Origin of the sequence: Arthrobacter sp. JUb119 (assembly GCF_024807995.1) — a bacterium.
GTDB lineage: Bacteria > Actinomycetota > Actinomycetes > Actinomycetales > Micrococcaceae > Glutamicibacter.
The window spans coordinates 21,830-45,922 of record NZ_JANUFE010000002.1 but is presented as its reverse complement, the minus strand read 5'-3'; the positions used below and the strand labels follow the sequence as shown (position 1 = coordinate 45,922).

The 24,093-nt window shown below is 58.3% G+C and carries 21 protein-coding genes, 1 tRNA gene and 3 riboswitches; of the genes, 10 read left to right on the top strand and 12 right to left on the bottom strand.

What is annotated here, in order from left to right:
• Positions 1-2 precede the first annotated feature (2 nt).
• Positions 3-116, top strand: a riboswitch (SAM riboswitch).
• A gap of 15 nt (positions 117-131) precedes the next feature.
• Together M2368_RS06270 and M2368_RS06265 are read left to right on the top strand one after the other, a co-directional pair.
• Positions 132-398 carry a hypothetical protein gene (locus M2368_RS06270; RefSeq protein ID WP_105657317.1) on the top strand — a complete coding sequence of 89 codons (267 nt, stop codon included), beginning with the start codon at positions 132-134 and terminating at the stop codon, positions 396-398.
• Positions 399-452: 54 nt separating this feature from the next.
• Positions 453-1,556 (top strand): VIT1/CCC1 transporter family protein, encoded by a 1,104-nt coding sequence (locus tag M2368_RS06265; RefSeq protein ID WP_105657316.1) that lies wholly within the window; start codon positions 453-455, stop codon positions 1,554-1,556.
• Positions 1,557-1,619: 63 nt separating this feature from the next.
• Here the strand turns inward: M2368_RS06265 and M2368_RS06260 are convergent, their stop codons facing one another.
• The gene (locus M2368_RS06260) at positions 1,620-2,810 is read right to left on the bottom strand and encodes an LOG family protein (RefSeq protein WP_498724201.1); all 1,191 of its coding nucleotides are present in this window, start codon (positions 2,808-2,810) and stop codon (positions 1,620-1,622) included.
• An 86-nt stretch (positions 2,811-2,896) separates the two neighbouring features.
• On the opposite strand from M2368_RS06260, the gene M2368_RS06255 reads away from it, so the two are divergent.
• From M2368_RS06255 to M2368_RS06245, 3 genes are all read left to right on the top strand, one after another.
• A complete protein-coding gene (locus M2368_RS06255; RefSeq protein WP_498724200.1) occupies positions 2,897-6,244 on the top strand; it encodes an SNF2-related protein in 3,348 nt (1,115 codons plus the stop codon).
• 60 nt (positions 6,245-6,304) lie between these two features.
• Positions 6,305-6,691 carry a hypothetical protein gene (locus tag M2368_RS06250; protein ID WP_483561548.1) on the top strand — a complete coding sequence of 129 codons (387 nt, stop codon included), beginning with the start codon at positions 6,305-6,307 and terminating at the stop codon, positions 6,689-6,691.
• 576 nt (positions 6,692-7,267) lie between these two features.
• On the top strand, positions 7,268-8,809 hold the full coding sequence (locus M2368_RS06245; RefSeq protein WP_498724199.1) for an MFS transporter: 1,542 nt from the start codon (positions 7,268-7,270) through the stop codon (positions 8,807-8,809).
• Between the two features lie 78 nt (positions 8,810-8,887).
• On the opposite strand, the gene M2368_RS06240 is transcribed toward M2368_RS06245, so the two are convergent.
• The 4 genes from M2368_RS06240 to pcrA form a co-directional block, all read right to left on the bottom strand.
• The gene (locus tag M2368_RS06240) at positions 8,888-9,277 is read right to left on the bottom strand and encodes a hypothetical protein (RefSeq protein WP_498724198.1); all 390 of its coding nucleotides are present in this window, start codon (positions 9,275-9,277) and stop codon (positions 8,888-8,890) included.
• A gap of 392 nt (positions 9,278-9,669) precedes the next feature.
• The gene (gene sucD, locus M2368_RS06235) at positions 9,670-10,572 is read right to left on the bottom strand and encodes a succinate--CoA ligase subunit alpha (RefSeq protein WP_105659138.1); all 903 of its coding nucleotides are present in this window, start codon (positions 10,570-10,572) and stop codon (positions 9,670-9,672) included.
• A gap of 16 nt (positions 10,573-10,588) precedes the next feature.
• Positions 10,589-11,761, bottom strand: a complete 1,173-nt coding sequence (sucC, locus tag M2368_RS06230; protein ID WP_105659137.1) for an ADP-forming succinate--CoA ligase subunit beta — start codon at positions 11,759-11,761, stop codon at positions 10,589-10,591.
• Between the two features lie 242 nt (positions 11,762-12,003).
• A complete protein-coding gene (gene pcrA / locus M2368_RS06225; protein ID WP_105661600.1) occupies positions 12,004-14,382 on the bottom strand; it encodes a DNA helicase PcrA in 2,379 nt (792 codons plus the stop codon).
• Positions 14,383-14,465: 83 nt separating this feature from the next.
• Between pcrA and M2368_RS06220 the strand changes: the two genes are divergently transcribed.
• Together M2368_RS06220 and M2368_RS06215 are read left to right on the top strand one after the other, a co-directional pair.
• Positions 14,466-15,128, top strand: a complete 663-nt coding sequence (locus tag M2368_RS06220) for a hypothetical protein (RefSeq protein ID WP_133833228.1) — start codon at positions 14,466-14,468, stop codon at positions 15,126-15,128.
• A gap of 67 nt (positions 15,129-15,195) precedes the next feature.
• Positions 15,196-15,269, top strand: a tRNA-Arg gene (locus M2368_RS06215).
• Positions 15,270-15,390: 121 nt separating this feature from the next.
• Here the strand turns inward: M2368_RS06215 and M2368_RS06210 are convergent.
• A complete protein-coding gene (locus M2368_RS06210) occupies positions 15,391-16,620 on the bottom strand; it encodes an ROK family transcriptional regulator (RefSeq protein WP_105661599.1) in 1,230 nt (409 codons plus the stop codon).
• Between the two features lie 187 nt (positions 16,621-16,807).
• Between M2368_RS06210 and M2368_RS06205 the strand changes: the two genes are divergently transcribed.
• A complete protein-coding gene (locus tag M2368_RS06205) occupies positions 16,808-17,218 on the top strand; it encodes an NUDIX hydrolase (protein WP_105659133.1) in 411 nt (136 codons plus the stop codon).
• 38 nt (positions 17,219-17,256) lie between these two features.
• On the opposite strand, the gene M2368_RS06200 is transcribed toward M2368_RS06205, so the two are convergent.
• The 4 genes from M2368_RS06200 to M2368_RS06185 all read right to left on the bottom strand — a co-directional run bounded on the left by M2368_RS06200 (position 17,257) and on the right by M2368_RS06185 (position 21,112).
• Entirely contained in the window at positions 17,257-17,751 is a 495-nt protein-coding gene (locus M2368_RS06200) for an HNH endonuclease (protein WP_105659132.1), read from the bottom strand.
• A 231-nt stretch (positions 17,752-17,982) separates the two neighbouring features.
• On the bottom strand, positions 17,983-18,810 hold the full coding sequence (locus tag M2368_RS06195) for a C40 family peptidase (protein ID WP_105661598.1): 828 nt from the start codon (positions 18,808-18,810) through the stop codon (positions 17,983-17,985).
• Between the two features lie 3 nt (positions 18,811-18,813).
• A riboswitch (cyclic di-AMP (ydaO/yuaA leader) is annotated at positions 18,814-18,984 on the bottom strand.
• A 123-nt stretch (positions 18,985-19,107) separates the two neighbouring features.
• Complete coding sequence (locus M2368_RS06190; RefSeq protein ID WP_498724197.1) at positions 19,108-20,154, bottom strand: M23 family metallopeptidase; 1,047 nt, start codon at positions 20,152-20,154, stop codon at positions 19,108-19,110.
• Between the two features lie 4 nt (positions 20,155-20,158).
• Positions 20,159-20,309: riboswitch (cyclic di-AMP (ydaO/yuaA leader) on the bottom strand.
• A 104-nt stretch (positions 20,310-20,413) separates the two neighbouring features.
• Positions 20,414-21,112, bottom strand: a complete 699-nt coding sequence (locus M2368_RS06185; protein WP_105659129.1) for an iron-dependent transcriptional repressor DtxR — start codon at positions 21,110-21,112, stop codon at positions 20,414-20,416.
• Positions 21,113-21,372: 260 nt separating this feature from the next.
• Here M2368_RS06185 and serC point away from each other — a divergent pair, with 260 nt between their 5' ends.
• Positions 21,373-22,494 carry a phosphoserine transaminase gene (gene serC / locus M2368_RS06180; protein ID WP_332730830.1) on the top strand — a complete coding sequence of 374 codons (1,122 nt, stop codon included), beginning with the start codon at positions 21,373-21,375 and terminating at the stop codon, positions 22,492-22,494.
• Between the two features lie 74 nt (positions 22,495-22,568).
• Here the strand turns inward: serC and M2368_RS06175 are convergent, their stop codons facing one another.
• Both M2368_RS06175 and M2368_RS06170 read right to left on the bottom strand, forming a co-directional pair.
• Positions 22,569-23,177 (bottom strand): DUF3027 domain-containing protein, encoded by a 609-nt coding sequence (locus M2368_RS06175; RefSeq protein WP_105659127.1) that lies wholly within the window; start codon positions 23,175-23,177, stop codon positions 22,569-22,571.
• 3 nt (positions 23,178-23,180) lie between these two features.
• Positions 23,181-23,564 carry a cold-shock protein gene (locus M2368_RS06170; protein ID WP_038990235.1) on the bottom strand — a complete coding sequence of 128 codons (384 nt, stop codon included), beginning with the start codon at positions 23,562-23,564 and terminating at the stop codon, positions 23,181-23,183.
• Between the two features lie 254 nt (positions 23,565-23,818).
• Between M2368_RS06170 and M2368_RS06165 the strand changes: the two genes are divergently transcribed.
• Entirely contained in the window at positions 23,819-24,037 is a 219-nt protein-coding gene (locus tag M2368_RS06165; protein ID WP_498724196.1) for a hypothetical protein, read from the top strand.
• Positions 24,038-24,093: the final 56 nt, after the last annotated feature.

Sequence of the window (24,093 nt, the reverse complement as noted above, 5' to 3'; positions counted from 1 at the left end):
TGCTTCACGAGACGCGGCGCCAAGCTCCGACTGGCCGCGCACCAACCCCAAGTTCATGGGTGGTTCGGATGAGGAAGCGGTCCGCGCATCAACAGGTGCACGGGCAAGAGCTCGCAAGAGAGTTGACCTCCATGGCATATCCGATTCTGCCCGTCATCGACCGCCAGACCGGCCAAGTGCAGTTCAAGGCCGAGGGGCGCTGGCGCACCCGCTACGTTGCAGATCCGCTCAGGCTTGAACGGCTCATTGCCCGTTGCGCCCGCAGGCCGACCTATGATCCGGCCACTTCTGAATTGCAGCTGGTGCTGCCGGTAGCCGGAAATCCCGCGGGCAAGAGAATTGCTTTTAGCCTTGCCAAATTCCCAAGTGCAGGAGCCCTGACTAAACTGGGTGGTTGATCCGATCCACGGGTTTCATTGGAAAATCCATGTTCCAGGAGAGTCATCGTCGCGATGCCACAGCACCCAGAAACCGAACCTACCAAAGCGCAGATCCAGCGATGGCGCAAGTATCTCGCAGATGAAGTCGCCGAAGGCTCCATCTACAGGGCCCTCGCGGAAAAGAAAACCGGTCAAGAACGGCAAATCCTGCTGGGCCTTGCAGAGGCGGAAGCCCGCCACGAATCCCACTGGCGCGTCCTGCTCGGCGAGCATTTCAAGGAAGTCCGCCCGTCGCTGCGACGCACCATGCTGCGTTTCCTGGCATTGCATTTCGGTTCGGTCTTCGTGCTGGCCATGGCCCAGCGCTCCGAAAGCAGTTCGCCCTACCGCGACGACAAGGACGCCACCGCGCAGATGGCGGCCGACGAACAGGTCCACGAAGAGGTCGTCCGGGCGCTGGCTACAGCAGGCCGTGCGCGCCTTTCGGGCAACTTCCGCGCTGCGGTCTTCGGCGCCAACGACGGGCTGGTTTCCAACCTGGCGTTGATCATGGGTATCGGTGCGACCGGTGTTTCAGCGACCTTCGTGCTGTTCTCCGGTGTTGCCGGTTTGCTGGCCGGCGCACTGTCCATGGCAGCTGGCGAATACGTCTCGGTGCGTTCCCAGCGCGAGCTGCTGACCGCCTCGCGACCAACCCAGGTCACGCTGACCGCCGCCCCGAACCTCGATCTGGACGCCAACGAGCTGGTGCTGATCTACAAGGCCCGCGGCATGAGCGATGAAGATGCAGCGCACCGGGCCGCAGAACGCATGGGCCTGTTCACCTGCGATTGCAACCCCGACTTCTCGTTGAACCCGGAAGGCCGCGGCGAAGAACTCGAGAAGGAGCACCAGGAACTGGGGTCGGCCACCGGCGCGGCGGCCACCTCGTTCATCCTTTTCGCTTCCGGCGCGGTCGTGCCGATCCTGCCTTATATCCTTGGGCTCTCCGGCATGACCGCGATCCTCGTCTCGGTAGTCCTGGTAGGCGTGGCCCTGATGATCACCGGAGGGATCGTGGGACTGCTTTCCGGTGCCTCCCCGCTCAAGCGCGGCCTGCGCCAGCTAGCCATCGGCTGGGGCGCAGCGGCCATCACCTACTGCTTGGGCCTGATCTTCGACGTCAGCATCGGATAGCAGCCTGCTGCGATTCGAATGCCGGTACAGCTTTGGCTCTACCGGCATTTTCCATGCCGTGCTCTAGCTGTTCTCCGGCCGCCGGGTACGCCGGCGCAGGGTTTGCATGCTCTGGATGAACTCCATCGCTTCTTCGGCGGTTTCCACCAGAGCAATCTTCTGTTCCATGACACGGTCCTTGGCCAGGGCCTGAAGCAGCGGCCAAGCAGGCAGATCCCTCGTCCAATAGTCCTTGCCGATCAGCACCATCGGCACCACGCGAGCACCGGTAGCGTAGTAGTTTTCGCAGGCATCCTGGAAGATTTCCTGCACCGTGCCGGCGGCCCCGGGCAGAACTACCAGCCCGCCGTTGGACTGCTCCAGCAAACTCGCTTCACGAATGGAATTGGTGAAGAACTTGGCAATCTGGGTGGCAAACAGATTCGGCGGCTCATGGCCGTAGAACCAGGTTGGCACGCCCAGGGACTGCCGCTGGCTCGGGAAACGCTCCTTGACCATCAGCGCAGTTCTCGCCCAGCCGGTGCGCTGATGGATCGCATCTGGCGCTTCGGCCAGCATCTGCAATGCCGTAGCGACATCTTCTTGCCCGTAATCGGCCAGCCACGCACCGGCGTTGGCGGCTTCCATTGCGCCGGGGCCTCCACCGGTGGCGACCGCGTAGCCGGCCCGGGTAATCATGCGCCCAAGCTCCAAAGCTTGCGCATACTGCGCAGTGCCCCGGCTCATCGCATGCCCGCCCATCACCCCGATAATCGGGGTTTCCTTGAACGTGCCCTCGTACACCGCCGAGACCAGCGCCTGGCCAATGTGGTGATCATGCAGGGTTCTTGCCAGCGCATTGCTATCGCTATCGGAATTCACCGCTGCATGCTGCTGGGAGTACGCGTAGATCTTCGCATCAGGCACATGCTCGTAGGTCTGCGTCCGGATCCCCGAGTACAACTCATGCGGCGAATACAAGCCGCGAGCCACCGTCTCGAAGGGAACCTCCTCCCCCGAGCTCATGCACAGCCCGCCAGTGGCTTGCACGATCTGCGCTCCTTGCGCGGAATACTGGCAATCGATGAATAGCGCTTCGGAAAGATCCAAGGATTCCAGCACGGTATCCCGTTCGCGCAGATCAACACGGTGCACTCGCCAGCCTTTTCCGCGTGCGCGGTGGGAAGCCAGCGCTTCGGCTGCGAGACGGTCGAATTCAACGAGCGTCGTTATGTTCACTGCGCGTGCTGGAAGGTAGGGCCACACTTGGGACATGCGTCAACGCTACGTCATAGATAGTGATTATTCACAGAAAGGCCCTTCAACTTTCGCGAAGGCCCGGAACGTGAAACGATGAGAGGATGATTGAATCTGTTCCACCAACCATTGATGCCCGCCACTTATTGGCTTTTCTGGGCAACGTTCCTTTCTTCTATGGAAAGAACCTGGCTGCAGAAGCAAATTCCGTGGTTGACGTGGAATTCGACGAAAGCACCCACCAGATCGAAGGCACCGTCACCGATTCTGGCGAAGAATATTCTCCGATGATCCAGGTCCTCATGGACGGTGGAGAGTGGAAGATCGAATCGTGCGAGTGCACCTGCGACGCACCGGGCATCTGCTCGCACATCGCGGCACTGGCTATTGTCTCCAACAAGATCGCTTCCCAGCCACGCCCCGTGCCTGCCCGGGAAGAGAAGCCGAACACAGTTTGGTCGCAGCAAATCGATTCATGGTTTGAAGAGTCCGAGCCGGGCCCGGCCGATGGCCTGCTTGGTTCGCAGCACGATCCGGTAGTGCCGATGGCGCTTCAGTTCCTGCTCTTCGATTCGAAGGACGCCACCCAGCAGCAACAATGGATGCCGACCGGAACCATCCCGCACCCGACCCGCAATAAGCGCTTCCGCTTGGGAGTGCGCCCAATGGTTCGCAACACCGAAGGCCGTTGGGTTCGTGGCCAGCTTCGCTGGACCACCCTGGGCTTCAAGACCTACGGCTGGAACCTGCTGCGGGCGCAGCACCACTGGTTTACCCGCTTTGCCTCCATGGCGCGCAGCGACAGCCAGCTGCAGTTCAAGGTGGATGAAGACTGGCTGTTCCTGGACGAGTACGCTTCCGAGCTGCTCTGGCCACTGCTTGACCAAGCTGATGAGCTGGGAATTCCGCTGATCACGACCCGATCCGAGCAGCGCGTGCGCATCGTTGCTCCAGCCAGCTTCAGCATGCAGGCCTCCCTGGATGAGCAACGGCTGCAATTGGACGGTGTCCTGCACATTGCAAACCAGGATCTCATTCTCGATCCGGAGGCACCAAGCGGTGTCATCGCCGAGCATGGTTTCTATGCCCAGTTGGCTCAGCCTGATGAGATTTGGCTCGCGCCAAGTGTTGAGCCGATTCCTGACGCGCACCGCCGCTGGTATGTTGACCGCCGTCCGGTCACCGTGCCTAGGCCGGAGATCAACGATTTCTTTGAATCCTCCTACCCGCGTTTGGCCCGCCGTTTCGAGCTGCGTAGCGTTAGCGACGAGCTGGAATTGCCTGCTTTGAAACCGCCCTATGTGCAGGCGACCGTGGTCTACAAGCGTGAATTCAACGAGAATAACGAACCAAACGACACCGCCGCGCTGGACTTCCAGATCCTCTACCCGGGGATCCCTGGCGACCAGGAAGTGTATGACCTTGAGGCCGAGGAACTGCTTCAGGCCGCAGTGCATGAAGTTTTCCTGGTCCATGAAGAAAGCGGCAATCCCAACTTGTCGCCGAAGTTCTACGCCCGCGATGACACCATCGATTTCGTCACCGAGATCCTCCCCGCGCTGGAACGCATTCCTGAAGTCAAGCTGGTTGAGAAGGGTACCCGGCCGAAATTCCGTCAGCTGCGTGAACTTCCTCAGCTGAAGATCAATGCCGTGAATCATGAACGGACCGACTGGCTGGACCTTGGCTTGCTGATCACCGTGGGCAACCACGAGGTTCCTTTCTCGCAGATCGTCGAGGCCATGAGCAATGGCCAGATGAAGCTGCGCCTGCCGGATAACACTTGGTTCTCGTTGAACCACCCCATGTTCGCCAAGCTCAAGGCGCTCGTTGACGAGGCGCAGGCAATGAATGACAAGCCGAAGGAGGGAGACCTGAAGCTTACGGTCTTCCAAATCTCATTGTTCGAAGAACTTGATGAGATGGCTGAAGGCATTGACGGCGCGGACTTGTTTATCGCACGCATGCGTTCACTGCTCAAGGTCGCTGAAGCCTACCACGCGCAGGTGCCGAACACGCTGAACGCCCAATTGCGCCCTTACCAGGTTGAAGGGTTCCACTGGCTCTCTCGCCTGTACGAAGGCGGATTCGGCGGAATCCTCGCCGATGACATGGGCTTGGGCAAGACCTTGCAAACGATTGCCCTGATTCTCCATGCCCACAAGCTCTGGGCCGATCCGCAGGCATGTGCTCAGCTGCCCGCAACCCAGCGCACCCGTCTGCCATTCTTGGTTGTCGCCCCGAGCTCGGTGGTTTCCAACTGGGAAATGGAAATCAACAAGTTCGCCCCATCCTTGCGGGTAGTCAGCGTCGAGGGCACCTTGCCTTCGCCACGGCAGCTGAGGGACCTGTCCGAGAATTACGATGTCATTCTCACGACCTATACCCTGTTGCGTCTGAACGACGAGATTTACGAGGCGCAGCGCTTTGCCGGCTTGATCCTCGATGAGGCGCAGTTCGTGAAGAACAAATCCACCAAGGCCCACCGCACCGCGGTGAACCTGCAGACCAATTTCAAATTGGCTGTCACTGGTACCCCGATGGAAAACAACCTTTCCGAGCTCGGTGCTTTGCTGTCGCTGGTTGCTCCGGCATTGTTCCTGAACACAACACGCTTTAATCGCCAATTCGCCCGCCCCATCGAAGTGCTGGGCGACAAGGACACCCTTGCATTGCTGCAGCGTCGCATCAAGCCATTCATGCTGCGCCGCACCAAGGAATCCGTGGTGCTGGATCTTCCGGCCAAGCAGGAGCAACAGCTTCTGGTGCGCCTTTCCGAAGAGCACCAGCATGTCTACGACACCCATCTGAACCGCGAACGCCAGAAAATCTTGCACCTGGTTGAAGATCTGGATCGCAACCGCTTCACCATTTTCCAGTCGCTGACCCATCTGCGCATGCTGGCCCTGGAGCCTTCATTAGTGGATCCAGCGCTGTCGGACGTACCTGGTTCAAAGCTGGAAGCACTCTTCGACCAGCTCGATGATGTGGTGGGCGAAGGCCACCGTGCGCTGATCTTCAGCCAGTTCACCTCGTATTTGAAAGTGCTGGCCGACAAGCTGACCGAGCGTGGCGTGAAGTTCGTTTACCTGGACGGCAATACCCGCAACCGCGCCAAGGTCATCGAGCAATTCAAGGAAGGCGAAGCGCCGCTGTTCTTGATCTCCTTGAAGGCCGGCGGATTCGGCCTGAACCTGACCGAAGCGGACTACTGCTTCTTGCTGGATCCATGGTGGAACCCAGCCGTGGAAGCCCAGGCTATCGACCGTACGCACCGCATCGGCCAGACGCGACAGGTGATGGTGTACCGAATGATTTCGCAGGGCACCATCGAAGAGAAGGTTGTGGCGCTGCAGGAAAGCAAACGCAAGCTGATCTCGACAGTGATGGATGAAGCCGATGGATTCTCCAAGGCCTTGACCGCCCAAGATATCCGAGGACTGCTTGAGTAACAGGTTGATTAAATCCGCCGTATTAGCAGGCGGCGCTCAGTAAAACCCTGTATATTCGAAGTGACCGATGATGTGCGCTACGCCACACATAGTGCGTTCATCGGACAAGCGCCCAGACGGATCCTCGTCCGGGCGATACGAACGACAAAGGCGGTAATAACCGTGTCCCTGATTAAATCGGAGACTCTCAGTACCCCCGATGATGACTGGATGAGTGCATCGGTGAGTATCAACAACGATCGTGTGGTGATTGAAACCGAACAGGAACGCCTGTCCCTGGAAAACGACCGGCTCCTGGAAAAGATTCGCAGAGTTCTGGCGTCTCCGCTCGAAGAGATTTTCTATAACCCGAAGCACCGAATGCTCCTGATTCCGGGCGCGTTCGCTGCCATCGGTTCTTCATTCCTGAGAGTTGATACTGAAGCTGCTGCCGGCCTCCGCGGCTAGCCTGCTTCGACTACATGCCCCAAGCTGCCCACCAGCAATCTTGGGGCATTTTTGTGCCCTGTGGACTGAGCGCCAACCTCTGCTGAACAGCGTGCGTTTTTTTACCGTCGGAAGCCCTCATTTGCCACCGGATTCAGGACCTTTAAGGGCACCGTTTTCGCGTTGTTTCGCTGTTTTGAAACCCCTGACGCTCCGAGTCCTTCGACACAATTTCGGCTTTTCGCGCACCGCGATCCACAACTTGGCCAATGGCTCGTTTGCCCCATGCTTCCGTGGGTATTCGGCGGTAGGTCCACGCAGGATTCGACTGATCCCATGGGCATGCATACGCCCCTGGAGAGCCCCTCGATCAGGGAATTAATCCAATTTTTGGTAAACTTAATGATTGTCCGCTTAAGCGTTTCATCGCTCAATGCCGGTTTTTCGCCGGATTTTTGAGTAGAAATCTATCGATTTCGACGAGTCACACGGCGACCGCAACCAGCTCAAGGAGCAGCTATTTCGCTCCTCATTCTTGTGGATGAATATGGTCGCCGGCACCGGGACAAGATCAAGAAAGATATGAGGAGTGAAACTATGGAAGCAAAAAACACACGGAAGCAGCGATTCCTGAGGAAACGCCGCCTGAAGGTAGAAGACGTCAACGTCGTCGATAATTCGATGCTCAAGAAAGCCATCGGCGGTACCGTCGTTGGCAATTTGATGGAATGGTACGACGTAGGTGTCTACGGCTATCTTGCAGTAATTATCGGCAAGCTCTTCATGCCCGACACCGTCGAGCCTGCAATCCAGACCCTGTTCAGCCTAGGCGTATTCGCTGTCACCTTCGTCGCGCGCCCGCTTGGTGGCGTGATCTTGGGCCAGCTGGGTGACCGAGTAGGACGCCAGAAGATTCTGGTCTTCACCCTGCTCATGATGGCAGCGGCCACGTTTGGCATCGGAATCCTCCCGGATTACTCGGTATGGGGTGTAGCAGCACCAATTCTCCTGGTCGTGTTGAAGCTTGCCCAGGGCTTCTCCACTGGCGGCGAGTACGCCGGTGCTACTACGTTCATTACCGAATACGCCCCGGACAAGCGGCGTGGATTCTTCGCCTCGCTGCTGGATCTAGGTTCCTACATGGGCTTCGCCCTGGGTGCCGCCTTCGTCTCCATCCTCCAGCTGACCCTGAGCGACGACGTCATGGAAGGCTTCGCATGGCGCATTCCATTCCTGGTGGCCCTTCCACTGGGTGTTATCGCACTGTGGTTCCGCGCCAAGATCGAAGACACTCCAGCCTTCAAGGAAGCCCAGGAAGCCGCTAACCGCGCTAGCGAGGACGCACGGAGCGCTGCTGATGCCCCGAAGGGCGTCATCGACCTGGTGAAGACCTACTGGCGCGAATTGCTCACCGGCTTCGTACTGGTATCGGCGGCCAACACCGCCGGTTACGCACTGACCAGCTACATGCCTACCTACCTCACCGAGACGCTGGAATACGATCCGGTGCACGGCAATCTGCTGACCCTGCCGATCCTGGTGGGCATGTCCTTGTGCATCCCCTTGGCGGGCAAGCTTTCCGATAGCGTGGGCCGTCGCAAGGTCCTGTTCATTGGTTCGGTTTCGGCCATCGTCCTGGCTATCCCTGCCTTCCTGTTCATGATGCATGGCCAGATCTGGTCCACCCTGCTTGGCCTTGCGCTGCTGGCAGTCCCGGTAGTCTTCTACGTTGCCAATCTGGCTTCGTCGTTGCCAGCGCTGTTCCCAACCGCCTCGCGTTACGGTGGCATGGGCATCTCGTACAACTTCGCCGTAGCCATCTTTGGTGGCTTCGCGCCGTTCATCATGCAGACGTTGGTGACCCTGACCAAATCCTCTCTGGCTCCGGCCTTCTGGGTTATGGGCACCTCGGTCGCGGGTTTCGTTGCGGTCTGCTACCTGCGCGAATCCGCTCGCAAGCCATTGCCCGGCTCGCTGCCTTCGGTCGCGTCGGAAGCGGAAGCCATTGAGCTAGTTGAAACCCAGGACGAGAACCCTGACCTCGATGTCGAAGCGCTCTTCGAGCAGGTTCCTGAATTGGAAATGAACTACCAGCAGGAGATTGCAGACGCCGAGGCGGAGCAGTCCCAGGCTAGATAGCCTCGCAAAAGGGTTAAGCGATGGCGGAGCCGGTTCCAAGCGGAACCAGCCCCGCCATTGTTGTATCCGGCTCAACGGCTAGGAGGATTGGCAGTAGGATTCATAGGCTGCTTGCGCAGCCCATTGAGCCATCGCATCCAGCCTCAGCTTGCAGTCAAGGATTCCGAATTCGGAGTCGGACCAGGTCTCGAAGACCAGCGTGTAGCGGCTCTGCTGCTCGTTGAGGCATTGAACGCTATACGTGTAGGTCACGGGACGCGCTGCCCAGTAGCCCAGAAGCCCCGCAGACTGGTCGGAGCTTCTGATCAACGATTCCAGCCCGTCACTGGCATCGTAGGACTCTTCGGCGACAGTGGTTTCGGAGACGGCGCTGGCTGCCATGAGCACTTCATTGACGTTGTCCCACTTGGGACGAGGGCTGAAGCTGATAGTCGAGCCGACGGGTGCATCGATCAGAGTTTGGCGCATCTGCTGATCATGGAACCGGTCGACCCGGATCAGCTGCGGTGCACCACGCAACTGACCGCCACTGGCAATGTACGGTCGATCGCAGGAACTTGCCTTTTCGGGGCTCAAAGGCAACGGCCCCGCACTTTCGCCGGCCTCCGGGCTCGTGCATGATGCCAATGCCAGGGATAAGCACGCTAGTGTTGCCCAGTAGCTTCTCCGCATCATCGGCAATCCTTTTTCAAGACCCTGGAACCATATATTCTAATCAGCTTATGAGTGCATCAGCGATTTGACTAGAAGATTTCAATTAAATGCGAAACGGTCGCCGCTTCTCCTGAAGATTCAGGAGAAGCGGCGACCGTTCATTTCCGGCGTATGCTCCAGGGCGTCAGCCCTGGTTCAGCGTCAGCTTAGAGAGCTGCGTAAACTTCGCGCAGCAGCACAGCAGTCTCCGAAGGAGTCTTGCCGACCTTGACGCCTGCAGCTTCCAGTGCTTCCTTCTTCGCCTGGGCGGTGCCAGCCGAACCGGAAACGATGGCGCCTGCGTGGCCCATGGTCTTGCCCTCAGGAGCGGTGAAGCCAGCCACGTAGCCAACAACTGGCTTGGTGACGTTGGCCTTGATGTAATCAGCAGCGCGCTCTTCAGCGTCGCCACCGATTTCACCGATCATGACGATGGCCTTGGTCTCTGGATCAGCTTCGAAAGCAGCCAGGGCATCGATGTGGGTGGTGCCGATGACTGGGTCGCCGCCGATGCCGATTGCGGTCGAGAAGCCCAAGTCGCGCAGTTCGTACATCATCTGGTAGGTCAGGGTACCTGACTTGGAAACCAAGCCGATTGGGCCCTTGCCGGTGATGTTGTTCGGGGTGATGCCAACCAGTGCTTCACCTGGGGTGATGATGCCTGGGCAGTTAGGGCCGATGATGCGGGTGATCTGGTTGCCGTCGGCGTCAACCTTCGACTGTGCCAGAGCCCAGAACTCAGCGGAGTCCTGTACTGGAACACCTTCGGTGATGACTACAACGAGGCCAACTTCGGCCTCGATAGCCTCAACGACTGCGTCCTTGGTGAACTTAGGTGGGACGAAGACGATCGATACGTCTGCGCCGGTCTCGGCCTTGGCCTCAGCCACGGTGCCGTACACCTTGATGTCCTGGTCACCGTGGGTCACGGTGGTGCCGGCCTTGCGGGCGTTAACGCCGCCAACAATGTTGGTGCCAGCCTTGAGCATCAGGGCGGTGTGCTTGGTGCCTTCGCCGCCGGTGATGCCCTGGACGATGACCTTGGAGTCCTTGTTCAGGTAAATGCTCATTGTTCGCTTATCCCTCTTACTTCGCTGCGTTGGCGAGCTCGGCAGCCTTGTCGGCGCCCTCATCCATGGTTGCTGCCAGGGTGACCAACGGGTGGTTGGCCTCGGCCAAGATGGCGCGACCCTCTTCAACGTTGTTGCCGTCCAGGCGGACAACCAGTGGCTTGTTCGCTGCGTCACCCAGGGTGTTCAGCGCGCCAACGATGCCGTTTGCGACAGCGTCACATGCGGTGATGCCACCGAAGACGTTGACGAAGACCGACTTGACCTGTGGGTCATTCAGGATGACGTCAAGGCCGTTAGCCATGACCTCAGCCGATGCGCCACCGCCAATGTCAAGGAAGTTAGCAGGCTTGACCGAACCGTGGTTCTCGCCAGCGTAGGCAACAACGTCCAGGGTCGACATGACCAGGCCAGCACCGTTGCCGATGATGCCTACTTCGCCGTCCAGCTTGACGTAGTTCAGGCCAGCGGCCTTTGCCTTGGCTTCCAGCGGATCGGCTGCGCCCTTGTCCTCGAGCTCTTCGTGAGCCGGATGGCGAACCTCAGATGCGTTGTCGTCCAGGGAAACCTTGCCATCCAGTGCAACGATGTCACCGGCACCGGTCTTCACCAGTGGGTTTACCTCTACGAGGGTGGCGTCTTCTTCCTTGAATACAACCCAGAGCTTCTGGATGGTGTCTGCAACCTTTGCGCGCAGCTCTTCAGGGAAGTTAGCTGCCTCAACGATTTCAGCGGCCTTCGCGGCATCAATGCCGACGATTGGGTCAACGGCAACCTTCGCCAGAGCATCCGGGCGCTCAACTGCGAGCACCTCGATCTCCATGCCACCTTCTACCGAGCACATGGCCAGGTAGTTGCGGTTTGCACGGTCCAGCAGTACGGAGAAGTAGAATTCCTCAGCAATGTCGGCGCCCTGAGCGATCATGACCTTGTTTACGGTGTGGCCCTTGATGTCCATACCGAGGATGTTGGAAGCGTGCTCAAAAGCTTCGTCGGCGGTCTTAGCGACCTTGACGCCGCCAGCCTTGCCACGGCCACCAACCTTGACCTGTGCCTTTACTACAACAACGCCGCCGATCTTCTCAGCTGCGGCTTTTGCTTCTTCCGGGGTGTAAGCGACGATACCGGCAAGCACGGGAACGCCGTGTGCCTCGAATAGATCGCGCGCCTGGTACTCATACAGGTCCACGGGTTTGTGTCCTTCGTTCGAAGTTCATGCTGACTCGCGGCACGGCCACAGACCGAAATCCATGCCATGCCAAAGAGAGCGCACCGCAACTACCGGGACGTCGTTAGGCGCCGTAGCCCGTGCGCACCTCTCAGACTATCCCGACTTTCGCAAACTTCCCACTTTTACAACACGTAGAGAAACTCGCGGGTCCTGCAGCAAAGCAGCCGAATGTGACGCAGGAAACACGGAGGGCCGGTTGGCTAGTCCACGATTTCTAGCGGTGCATAGCGCAGCAACAGCCTCTTCTCAGAGTCCGGGAACTGCACCTTGGCCACCGTCTTGTCGCCTGCGCCTTCTAAAGCAATAACAGTGCCCAAGCCAAACGAGGAATGCTTAACATTCTGCCCGACTTCTGGGATGGTAATGTCCTTATTCTGCACAACTCGCGTCTTGGAAATAGGGGCGGCGTTGTGCCCTCGCACCGGTTGCGCCGATGCCGAACCTGCACCCCAGTGGCTGCCACGTTCATATCTGCTCGTGGCGAAATTCACCGCTGCGTTACCGAAACCGAAGCCCATTCCACCGCCAGAGCCCTCGCTCTTCCAGTCGATCAGCTCGCCCGGAACCTCTTCCAGGAACTGGCTCGCAGGGTTGTACTGGGCCTGCCCCCAGAGGCTGCGCTGTTCGGCACGGGTCAGGTACAGGCGTTCACGGGCACGGGTCAGTCCGACATAGGCCAGGCGGCGTTCCTCGGCCAGTTCCTTTTCGTCGGTCATGGAACGCTGGTGCGGGAAGACACCGTGCTCCATGCCCGTCAGGAAGACCACCGGGAATTCCAAGCCCTTGGCAGTATGCAGGGTCATCAAGGTGACCACGCCTTCCTGCACGGCCATTGCTGCTCCCTCATCATCGCTGGGAGCCTCTGGAATCTGGTCGGCATCGGCTACGAGCGCCACGCGCTCCAGGAACCCTTCGAGACCGCCTTCCGGCTCTTCGTTCACGTAGTCCCGGACCACGGCGACCAATTCGGCGAGGTTCTCCACCCGCGACTCATCCTGCGGATCCGAGGAGAGCCGAAGGGTCTCCAGGTATCCGGTCTGCTCCAGCACTGCTTCAAGGGCCTCTGCCGGCCCTGAGCCTTCCGCCACGGTCTTCAAGTCATCCATCATGGAGACAAACGCAGCAGTCATCTTGATTCCGCGGGTTCCCAAGCCTGGTGCTTCATCCGAACGGCGCAATGCGTCCATGAAGGAAACGCGATCCCGTTCAGCCAACGCTGCCACGGCGCCTTCGGCACGGTCGCCGATGCCGCGCTTGGGCTCGTTGAGGATTCGGCGGACGTTGATGTCATCATCCGGGTTCACCAAGGCGCGCAGGTAGGCCAGTGCGTCCTTGATTTCCTTGCGGTCGTAGAACCTGGTGCCGCCGACTACGCGGTACTTCAGGTCCACGCGCATCAGCTGTTCTTCCAGTGCACGCGATTGGGCGTTAGTGCGGTAGAAGATCGCCACGTCGCCCGGGCGGACATCCTCGTCATCGTTCAAGCGAAGTATTTCTTCGGCAATCCAGCGTGCTTCGTCGGATTCTGACTCCCCAACATAACCGGTGATCTTCTCGCCGTCGCCGCTGGCAGTCCACAGCTTCTTGTCATTGCGGTCGGGGTTTCGCTTGATGACCTCGTTGGCCGCGGACAGAATCGTCTGGGTGGAACGATAGTTCTGTTCCAGCTTGATGGTTGCCGCGTTCGGATAGTCCTTTTCGAAGTCGACGATGTTGCGGATATCGGCACCGCGGAAAGCGTAAATCGACTGGTCGGAGTCGCCGACAACGGTCAGTTCGCCTGGGACGGTATCACCTTCGGCACCGGTGAGTTCACGCACCAGCGAGTACTGGGCGTGGTTAGTATCCTGGTATTCGTCAATGAGCACATGGCGGAACCGGCGGCGGTAGTTATCGGCCACTCGCGGGAACGCACGGAACATGTAGACGACCTGTCCAATCAGGTCGTCGAAGTCCATGGCGTTGGCAGCGCGCAGGCGGCGGGTGTAACCGCGGTAGACCTCGGAAACGGCTCGCGAGAACGGATCATTGGTATTGATCGTCGCCGCGTAGTCTTCATCATCTATCAGCTCATTTTTCAACGAGGAGATCTTGTGGGCAATTGCCTTGGGCGTGAAACGCTTCGGGTCGATCTCCAAAGATTTGGCGACTAAGGTGATCAGGCGCAAGGAATCCGTGGAGTCGTAGATTGAGAAGTTGGATTTCATTCCAATGGTGGCCGCCTCGCGACGCAAAATACGCACGCATGAGGAGTGGAAAGTAGAGATCCACATCTTCTTCGCTTGCTCGTCGCCAATGAGCTCAGCGGCTCGTTCGCGCATTTCGGCAGCGGCCTTGTTGGTGAAGGTGATCGCCAGGATTTCGTGCGGCCGAGCACGTCCGGTCGCCAGGAGGTAGGCAATGCGGTGCGTGAGCACACGGGTCTTTCCTGAACCAGCGCCGGCCACGATCAGCAACGGACCCCCAGCATAACGAACTGCTTCTTCCTGCTGCGGGTTCATGCCGACCAAAAGCTCCTCAGCAGTGGGCATGACCTGCTGTGCGGTATCCGGGGCGAAATCGTCAAAAAGGAAATCCATGATGTAGCCAGTCTACGTGGAGCGCCGGACACTTTCAGTGTGAGCGGGAAAGCCCACGCTATTGGCCGGGCATAATAGAAGATATGGCAAAGAAGGTCAGGAAAACCAAGGAATACCGCAAGCCCCAGCAGTTCGCCCAGGCGCCGAACGCGCCGCGCGGCATGAACATGGGGCCAGGCAAGGTGCAAAGCACCTCCCACGAGAACAGTTCGAACCCGATGCTGCTGATCTCGGTGGGCTTGATCATATGCGCTGCGCTATTCGCGTACTACCATCTGCTCACGATGGTGCAGATGCAGGACCTCAGCGATTCCCTGGCGATGCCCGATCAGCGTATTTTCGGCTACACCGTAAGCGACATAGAAGCATTGCGTGGCGCCATGGATGAAGATGCTGTTGGCCAGCTCAACTACTTGCACAAGACCGCTGGTTTCCTCTTCCCGATGTTTACTGCGGTCTTCTCCATGCTGTTGTTCATCCGCTGGATTCCTCACCGCCAGACACGTTGGCTGGCTTGGGTTGCTCCGCTGGGCTTCGCGGCAATTGATATTTGGGAGAACTTCGCAATTGATGCCCTGTTCACTGGAGACCTCAGTGAAGGAGCTGTCGTTTTGGCATCGATCCTCACGACCATCCGCTGGGCACTGCTGATCATCACTGCGGGTCTTGTTGTGGGTCTTGGCGCTATCCGTGCCAATCGTGCGCTCAAGGCAAAGATGCTCGCAATTCGTGAGGGTACTGCCTAAGCCAGTGCGTGGGAATTACACCCGGGACATCCTAGTAAGATAGTGTTGTTGGTGTTTTCACGCCCATGCCCCTGTAGCTCAGTAGGATAGAGCGACCCTCTCCTAAAGGGTAGGCCGTCGGTTCGATTCCGGCCAGGGGCACAACTAGAGCCTTGTTTCCAGTCCTCGGACGGGAAACAAGGCTCTTGTCGTTACTACGGAGTTAAGCACTGCGGGTACGTTCCATCTGGAACGTACCCGCAGTGCTTAGTATGAGTCTCGCTTAACGCAGCAGCAATGCGGTCGCCTTTGGCGACAGCGAAGCGTCCATGACCACGCAAGCGCCACCGATGGCGCCGACGTTGGAGCCGAGCTCGGAGGTGCGGGTTTCGATTTCATGCACTCCGCGCAGGGCGAAGCGGCGGCCAATGGCGTCGCGGACTTGATCGTCGACCAGTTCGGATACCTTTTCCCACTGTGGACCGCCGAAGACGACTTCGCGAACGTCCAGCGAGTTGGCAAGCTGGCCGGCAACTTCGCCAACCTTGATCATGGCTTCGGTGACCAGTTCCTTGGCGACCTTGTTTCCTTCGTGAGCCAGCTCGTAGAGGCGGTTCATTCCGGCAGCCCGCTGTTCCGGGCCAACGATTTCGTAGCTTGGCAGTTCCAGCCCGCGTTCCTTGGCCTGCGCAGCGATGAATTCGTAGGAGGTGCCGGAAGCGAGGCAATCCTCCGCACCGCATTGTTCGCAGGCCACAGATTTGTAACCGGTTGAGTAGTGGCCGATTTCGCCAGCGTTGTTGCTTGCACCGTGGTGGACATCGCCGTTGAATACCAGGCCAGCGCCGAAGCCGTGACCGCAGTAAATGAAGACGAAGTCGTTGTTCTTCTCTTCCTTGGACTGCCACAGTTCGCCAACTGCTGAAGCGATGGTGTCCTTTTCGATGATGACCTGCAGGCGCAAGAGCTTGCGCAGTGGGTTCACCAGTTCAACATCTGCCCAGCCATCGAGCAGTGGCGGGTTCAGCACCACTCCTTCTTCGACGTTTACTGGACCCGGAACAGCAATGCCGACACCGACGATGTGCTTCTTCGGCACGCGGATCTCGGCAATGAGTTCCTTAACGGTAGTTGCCATGAGCTGGACAGTTTCGGTAGCTACTTCGAGGTTGGGAACTTCGATGCGGCGTTCGCGCAGGACCTCGCCGCGCAGGTTCATTGCGACGAAGGTCAGCACGCTGGGGTCCAGGTGGATGCCAATGGAAACAAGACGGTTGCCTTCGAGCTCCAGAACGGTGCGAGGCTTACCTGGTCCGGAGACGATCGTGCGGTCTTCTCGGACGATTCCGTCATCCAGCAAACGGCGGACAACATTGGAAATGGTCTGTGGGGACAGACCAGTCGAACCGGCCAGTTCAACGCGGCTAATTCCTTCTGGTGCCCGTCGAATTGACTCAAGAATTACAGCTTGGTTGAAGTCTCCCAAGCGTCCTAGATTTGTACCCCGTCGCATTTATTGCTCCATAGATCTGTAAAGTTGATGGATCGATCTTTCAATTCCAACGTTTTCGGTAGTCATCAATACTTCGGTTAGATACTGCGAGTAAAGTAACCATGGTGAACTAGAACTAAAACCGTTGGAGATCCAATTAAGCACGTTACCATCTCTAACTCCTGTAAACACGCGATATTGTGTTTTAGTGAAGAAAAATTTGACGATCTCAGCGGCGTGTTTAATCAACAACCAAGGAGAAATTCTCCTGGTTCGCAAGCGTGGAACGACGAAGTTCATGCAACCTGGCGGCAAACCCGAAGCCGGGGAAACAGCGTTACAAACTATCATTCGAGAAATTCGTGAAGAATTGGGCCTCAGCTTCACCGCTGACGAGCTGCAATACGACGGCGAATGGATCGGACCGGCTGCCAACGAGGCGGAGACGATGATCCGCGCCTCTTTATACAGCGCAGCCTTCGATGGCGAACTCGTCCCGTTAGCGGAATTGGAGGAGCTGCTGTGGATCGACCCGCAGGTGGCCCTGGAACGCGACGATCTAGCTCCGTTGCTTCGCGACCGCGTCCTGCCGCTAGCCATTGAACGCAGCAAAAAATAGGCGCCGCTGGGTTCCTCCCAGCAGCATCAGGCCAGCGGCTAGCTTGCGTGCAAGTATTCGTCCCATGCCGCATCAACGTGCTGCAGTCCCGAAACCAGATGGCCAGCAACGCGTGGACGATGAGGTGTAATACGCAGTTGCCAGCCCAGTTGCGAGAGCATCTTGTCCGCTTTGCGGCTATTGCATAGCAGGCAAGCGGCCACGAGGTTCTCCCAGGTGTTCTGGCCTCCCCTGCTGCGGGGAATCACGTGGTCAATCGTATTGGCAGCTTTGCCGCAATACGCGCAGGTAAAAGCGTCTCTACGCAGAACGCCCCTACGAGTGACATGTTGCATGTCCCTGTAGGGGCGTCGTACATAGCGTTTCAGAACGATGACAGTTGGCCGAGGTAGATCTCCATGAGAACTGCGGATGGGGGCGAGATCATCTTGGAGAACGATGCTCGCTTTTTCGGTCATGACTAGCACTAGTGCTCGACGGAACGTCACAACTGCTAGTGGTTCGTATCCTGCGTTTAATACCAAAGTTCGCATTGCTCGTACTACCTTCATGAACCGATGGCCACCATCTGGCATTGATGGAGCTCGCGTTCTGCTCGGAGTGTCTCTAAGCGCTAGCCTATGCGATGCTTCGGATTATTGGTGGGTACCTAACCAAGAAATTGTCTTCTTTTCATCGTTCTGATGCCCAGAGTTCAACTGGTTAAACGAACATAGGCCATCGGATGTCTTTCTCATCCGATGGCCTATGAAAAGCTTTGAAGCTTAGCCAGCTAGGGTGTAGTAGCCGTACAGCGGGTTGCGCGAAACCGAGTGGATCATGGTGTCCACGGTTGGGTTCTGCGCGCCGATCATCTGGCCGCCGCCCAGGTAGATGCCGACGTGGCCGCCACCGTTCTGGAATACCAAGTCGCCTGGCTTAGGGTTGCTGGTGCGGACGAACTGGCCGGATCCGAGGATGGCCGAGGTGCCGCGAGCAATGTTGATGCCGTGCTGCGCGTAGACGTACTTGACGAAGCCGGAGCAATCCCAGCCGCTTGGACCGTTGCCACCCCATACGTATGGAACGCCCACGTACTTGGCAGCGGTGCCTGCGATGCCGGAAAGGTTGGAGGTCTGAACAGGAGTTTCAGCCTTTGGCTGAGCCTTCTGCTGCGGAGCCGATTCCTGTCCACCCGAACGGCTCTGACGAGTCATCGGGGCCATCGAATCAGAGTTACCCGAGTTGCTGCTGCGGGTAGTTGGGGTGATGTCATTCGAAACTGCAATGACAACAGGCTCTGGCTTCTCTTCAGCGGTGAAGCTGGCGCGCTCGATTGCGACATCAGCCTTCTTGTCAGCAGCTACCTTTACTGCCTTGACTGCAACACGCTCTGGATTGATGGTGTCAACAGGCGATGCAGAAACGTCACGTGGTGCAGTTGCCTGGCCAGGCACGCCCAGAGTGACGATCAAGCCGGATGCTGCAGCGACAACGGCGGCCTGGCGGCCTACCGAGCCAGCGTTGGATGCTACGGCCTGTGAAATCGCCTGTAGCGAGTTGGTGCGTGGAACGTCGGCGCGGCGACGTCCGCGTGCATGACTCTTGGTCAAAATATTGCCTCTCCTTGATACCTACGAGGTAAGCTGTCGGGTTCGAAGTGGAGTTACCTCGGTGGATTCGAAGTTGCCTTCTCTATCCACTTCACCCCTAGGGTTGTTAGCCAAAACTAACGACCCGATATTGGTTCCCCCGCCACTGCCGTACGAGTTGTGTATAACTACTCATTGCGTGTTGGCAGTGCTCGGTTCTCACGCAATGATGCCCAGGGATCCCCATGGCACGCATACAAGACTATAGGAAGTTTTTTGAAATGTCACGTTTTGATCACGGAATGGTGACGAACGTCGTTATAACCAACCTGCTGGGTCTTTGAACTGACCGTCAACGATCACTTCGAAGTGCACGTGAGGACCGGTTGAGTTGCCAGTGCTGCCGGCCAACGCAACAACGTCACCGCGCTTAACTTTCTGGCCAACCTTCACAACCAGCTGGCTGTTGTGGCTGTAACCGGTCTCCAGGCCGTTGCCGTGGTCAAGGGTGATGCGGTTACCGGAGTGCCCAGCCCAACCCGAGACAGTCACAACACCGTCAGCTGCCGCGTAGACCTTGGTACCGCTTGGCACACCGTAGTCGGTGCCGCTGTGAATCATGAAACCTGGACCGGTTGGATTCTTGCGGTGCCCGAACGTGGAGGTGATGCGCTTCGTGGTGACCGGTGCGCCGAGCAATCCCGAGGTGTCCTTGATGGCCGTAACGCTACCGCCCGAAGCGGTCATGATCTCGGCGAACTTCTCTTCCTTGGCAACTTCGGTGTTCAGCTCGGAAGTCAAAGCTGCACGCTCCACGGACAGTTCCGCATTGCCGGTAGGTGCAGTTACATCTACAACTGCGGAAGTGGCGGTGCGCTGAGCTGCGACCTCAACGGCCTTGTTCTCCTCCGCGCTGCCGGAGAGCTGTGGAGTTACGGCGGCAAGCGCCAAACCCGAAACGGCGGCTACGGCTGCCACCTTGTGGGCGAATCCACGGTGGGTGGATTTCTGAACCTTGGACTTGAGGCTATAAATGAACTCGACATTGCCTACTGCTTCGATCGGGGCAGGCTTGCTGGCAGGGGCTTGAACAGCTCCTGGCAATGCAACGACGTTGCTCGCGGTATCCTTGCCGGCCAGCAGGGTCTGGTTAGGAGCAACACCGTAGCGCTGCATGGAGTCGAATCGTCGACCAACGAAATCTTCATGTACCGGCTTGACCGGTGCAATCATAGGGACGGTGGCAGCAGCACGTGCTGCTCGGCGCCCGCCGTTACGCTCAGCAGTCGAAGCGGTGACTTCTGCAATCACATCTACTTCGACGCCGGCAGCGCGGCGACGTCCCGCAGTCTTGGTTTCTACCAAAACATTCCTCTCACTGTTGCGCCTACGAAGTTAGCTGTCGGGTTCGGCTATTGAGAATCAGCCGGCCTGCTTGTCGCAGAACTTCACCCCAAGGCGTTTGCACGCCGGAAAGTGGGTCCCCCGTTATTGCCCTCAAGATTTGGTGACCGTTTCTGGCGCAGGGCAACACTAGGCGGTCGCACCAAAAATGGATAGAGCTAACTAGATCACTAGCTCCAAGGCTTAACGCTACCTGTCAACGCCGAAAGTTACAATTTCGTTATCTTTTCTGAGACTTTACAAATACGTGTGCGCTGACCTCGACCGGCAGCTCCAGGGCGCCTTCGATGCCGTCCACGCGCACTACAACGTAGTCGTCGGCGCGCTCCAAGGTGACAATCGCACCTGGGCGGATTCCACCTTCGTTCAGTTGTCCGAGCAGGATTGGGTCCGTTTGGATCGGTTCGGCCAGGCGCTCAATTGCCACTGGGCCGATGTTTCCGGACAGCAGGGCATCATCCAAGTTCTCTACTTCATGTGAGATTTCGCCCACATTGGGGCCACCGAGGACTTCCAGGCCCGGAATTGGGTTGCCGTAGGGCGACACTGTTGGCTTGCCCAGAAGATCAAAGAGCCGACGCTCGACGCGTTCGCTCATCACGTGTTCCCAGCGGCACGCCTCATCGTGCACGTACTCCCAGTCCAACCCAATGATGTCCGACAACAGGCGCTCCGCCAAGCGGTGCTTGCGCATCACGCCCGTAGCCAGCTCGTGACCTTTTTCGGTCAATGCAAGGTGGCGATCGGTCGATACGATAACCAGGCCGTCTCGTTCCATGCGAGCAACCGTCTGCGACACGGTTGGGCCCGAGTGGCCAAGACGCTCTGCAATTCGGGCGCGCAATGCCACGATTTCCTCTTCTTGAAGCTCAAGAATGGTACGCAGATACATCTCAGTTGTATCGATAAGATCAGACACGGCAGTCGCTCCTGGAAGTCACAACAATTAAGTTCGCTCGAAATTTACGTGGCGTCGATATCCCACTCTACTTGGTCGGAGCTGCAGAAAGCCCTGTAACCCGCCAAGCCCTCGGCGTAACCGACCGACGCGCTTTTCTCACGACACCCCGCTATTTGCGAAGATATCTATTGAAACGCCAAGGCTATCTGTCAATATTCCAAACCATGGGTAATGGTGGCCGTTATGGCACTTCAATCTATCGCTACAAGAGGAGCGCGATGAGCACGGATATCAACATTCCAGAAAACCTTCTGCCCGCCGATGGTCGATTCGGTGCAGGACCTTCCAAGGTTCGCGCAGAACAGATCCAGGCCATCGTCGATGCCGGCGCCGAACTGCTAGGCACCTCCCACCGCCAGGCTCCGGTCAAGAACCTCGTAGCTTCGGTTCAGGACGGCCTGAAGGAAATGTTCAGCGCACCAGAGGGTTACGAAGTTCTTCTCGGCGTGGGTGGATCCACCGCGTTCTGGGATGCCGCTGCATTCAGCCTGGTCCGTTCCAAGGCGCAGCACCTGTCCTTCGGCGAATTCGGCTCGAAGTTCGCCAAAGCCACCGACAAGGCTCCATTCCTGGAACCTTCCTCCATCATTGTCGGCGAGCCGGGCACCGTACCTGAACCCGTAGCCGAAGCCGGCGTAGACCTCTACGCGTGGCCGCACAATGAGACCTCAACCGGTGCCGCGGCGCCGATCAAGCGCGTTGTTGGCGCCAACGACGATGCACTGGTAGTCATTGACGCCACCAGCGCCGCCGGAGGCCTGGACGTGGATCTGTCCGAGACCGACGTGTACTACTTCGCTCCGCAGAAGAACTTCGCTTCCGACGGCGGCCTGTGGCTGGCCTTCGTTTCTCCCGCCGCGATTGCCCGCATCGAGGAAATTGCAGCAACCGACCGCTGGATCCCCGACTTCTTGAACCTGGCGACCGCGCTGGATAACTCCTTGAAGAACCAGACCTACAACACGCCATCGCTGACCACTCTTGTGGGCCTGGATGCGCAGATCAAGTGGATCAATGCCAACGGCGGCCTGAAGTGGGCGGCAGCGCGCACGGCACAGTCCGCAGGGATGATCCGGGCTTGGGCCGAGGCTTCCGAAATCGCTTCCCCTTATGTGGCCGACCCAGCGCACCGCTCGAACGTCATCTCCACCATTGACTTCGATGACTCGGTCGATGCCTCGGCAATTGCCAAGGCACTGCGCGCTAACGGCGTTGTCGACGTGGAACCATACCGCAAGCTGGGCCGCAACCAGCTGCGGATCGCCACCTTCGTTGCGATCGAGCCAAGCGACGTCGAAGCACTGCTCAAGTGCATCGACTACGTGATCGAGCAGCTCTAAGAACCCTCGATTAAAGCCAAAGACCTTCGCACAACGATTCATCATCGTTGTGCGAAGGTCTTTGCCGCTATTGCCTAGTTTTCCTTGCGCGTGCGATTACGCTGCGCTGCCCGGCGACGGGCTGCGGTGCGCTGCGCCGTGCGACGGCGGCGTACCTGGCGACGTGCCGGCGACTTATGCTGCTGCACAGCGTCATCGTCATTTTCGGCGCCGTCCGCTTCGACTTCGGCCTGCGGATCCTGAGCCTCGGCGCCTGGATCCGATGGATCCGGCTCCTTCGCTGGCTCCGTGGCTTCAGGACCGTCGGCTTCCCCGCCGGTCCCGGCCAAGTCCTCTGCGGCTTCGGCGGCCTTGGCCGCTTCAATCTCTTCCTTTGCCAGGCGGTCGGCCCATGGCACCCATGCCGGAGCGAGCAATGACTGCTCCCCTGCAATAATGCCTACTTCGCAAACCGTCAGGTCCTTGGATTTTGCCCGTGAGACCCGCGCAAGCGTGGCGAACCAGGTCCATCCTTGATATCCCGACTTATGGGAGACAAAACGATGGGTGACAAGTCGCTCACCTTCCGCCGTGACGCCTAGGTGTTCGCCGATTTCTGACGCACCGGCAATTTCTGCGAGCGCGCCGCGAGCAGTATCCACTGCCTCGGCGAGGATGGTGTCCAACTTGGGTTTACGGGCCATTATTTATGCGTCCAGATCGTCGGCTACCGCACGAAGTACGGTAGCAACCTTCTTGCCATATGCCTGTTCAGGATAACGCCCATTGCGCAAGCTATTGGAAACGTTGTCGAGCAGCTTAATAAGATCTTCGATCAGCACTGCCTCGTCTTCGGGCTTCTTGCGCTTGGCACGTGCGACCGATGGAGCGGCTTCGAGCAAGCGCAGGCTCAGTGCCTGTGGACCGCGGCGGCCTTCGGCAACGCCGAATTCCAGGCGGGTTCCGGGGCGCAGGTCATGCACGCCTTCGGGCAATGCCGCGGCATTGACGTAGATCTCTTTGCCATCTTCGGCGGTGATGAAGCCGAAGCCCTTGGCCTTTTCGTACCACTTAACCTTGCCGCTAGGCATGATCATTTACCTCGTTCGTTCTTGTAGCTAAGCTGCATGGCCGAGGCCTGCTCAGCGCCATGCATATTCATATGTGCGATCCGGCGGAGCCACTGCCGGAATTCTTCTCTGCTTCTTGCCGGGTGCTCAATCTGCTGGATCGCTTCAAGTCCTTTATCTAAGATTATGTCATCTCTCGTGCGGTGAATTCATCTTTGCCCGGCAATCTTCGCATTCCGCCTGTCGCCCATGGCTCCGGGGCTAAACTTGGTAGCGTGAGCGATTCATCCAAAACCATGACTGCACTTTCCCGATTGGCGATCATCATCGCCATCCTTTCCGCCTTGGCGCTGGTCGGAACCCTCGTCTTCTACTTCCAGGAGATGGCCATCCCGACGCTGCTGATGCTCTTTGCGCGCTTGGGCTTGCCAACGGCATTCATTCTGGCCGCCATCGTGGTCTTCGGAAACGTCGCCAGGCGCCGAAAAAGCTAGCCACTCGCTTCAGCATTCACTCAGCGGACTCCCAGACTTCTTCGGCACACTGTAAT

Coding starts and splice junctions, on each gene's coding strand:
- M2368_RS06270 (WP_105657317.1), top strand. CDS start 132: ATGGCATATCCGATTCTGCCCGTCATCGACCGCCAGACCGGCCAAGTG.
- M2368_RS06265 (WP_105657316.1), top strand. CDS start 453: ATGCCACAGCACCCAGAAACCGAACCTACCAAAGCGCAGATCCAGCGA.
- M2368_RS06260 (WP_498724201.1), bottom strand. CDS start 2,810: ATGTCCCAAGTGTGGCCCTACCTTCCAGCACGCGCAGTGAACATAACG.
- M2368_RS06255 (WP_498724200.1), top strand. CDS start 2,897: ATGATTGAATCTGTTCCACCAACCATTGATGCCCGCCACTTATTGGCT.
- M2368_RS06245 (WP_498724199.1), top strand. CDS start 7,268: ATGGAAGCAAAAAACACACGGAAGCAGCGATTCCTGAGGAAACGCCGC.
- M2368_RS06240 (WP_498724198.1), bottom strand. CDS start 9,277: ATGCGCCAAACTCTGATCGATGCACCCGTCGGCTCGACTATCAGCTTC.
- sucD (WP_105659138.1), bottom strand. CDS start 10,572: ATGAGCATTTACCTGAACAAGGACTCCAAGGTCATCGTCCAGGGCATC.
- pcrA (WP_105661600.1), bottom strand. CDS start 14,382: ATGGATTTCCTTTTTGACGATTTCGCCCCGGATACCGCACAGCAGGTC.
- M2368_RS06220 (WP_133833228.1), top strand. CDS start 14,466: ATGGCAAAGAAGGTCAGGAAAACCAAGGAATACCGCAAGCCCCAGCAG.
- M2368_RS06210 (WP_105661599.1), bottom strand. CDS start 16,620: ATGCGACGGGGTACAAATCTAGGACGCTTGGGAGACTTCAACCAAGCT.
- M2368_RS06200 (WP_105659132.1), bottom strand. CDS start 17,751: ATGCGAACTTTGGTATTAAACGCAGGATACGAACCACTAGCAGTTGTG.
- serC (WP_332730830.1), top strand. CDS start 21,373: ATGAGCACGGATATCAACATTCCAGAAAACCTTCTGCCCGCCGATGGT.
- M2368_RS06175 (WP_105659127.1), bottom strand. CDS start 23,177: ATGGCCCGTAAACCCAAGTTGGACACCATCCTCGCCGAGGCAGTGGAT.
- M2368_RS06170 (WP_038990235.1), bottom strand. CDS start 23,564: ATGCCTAGCGGCAAGGTTAAGTGGTACGAAAAGGCCAAGGGCTTCGGC.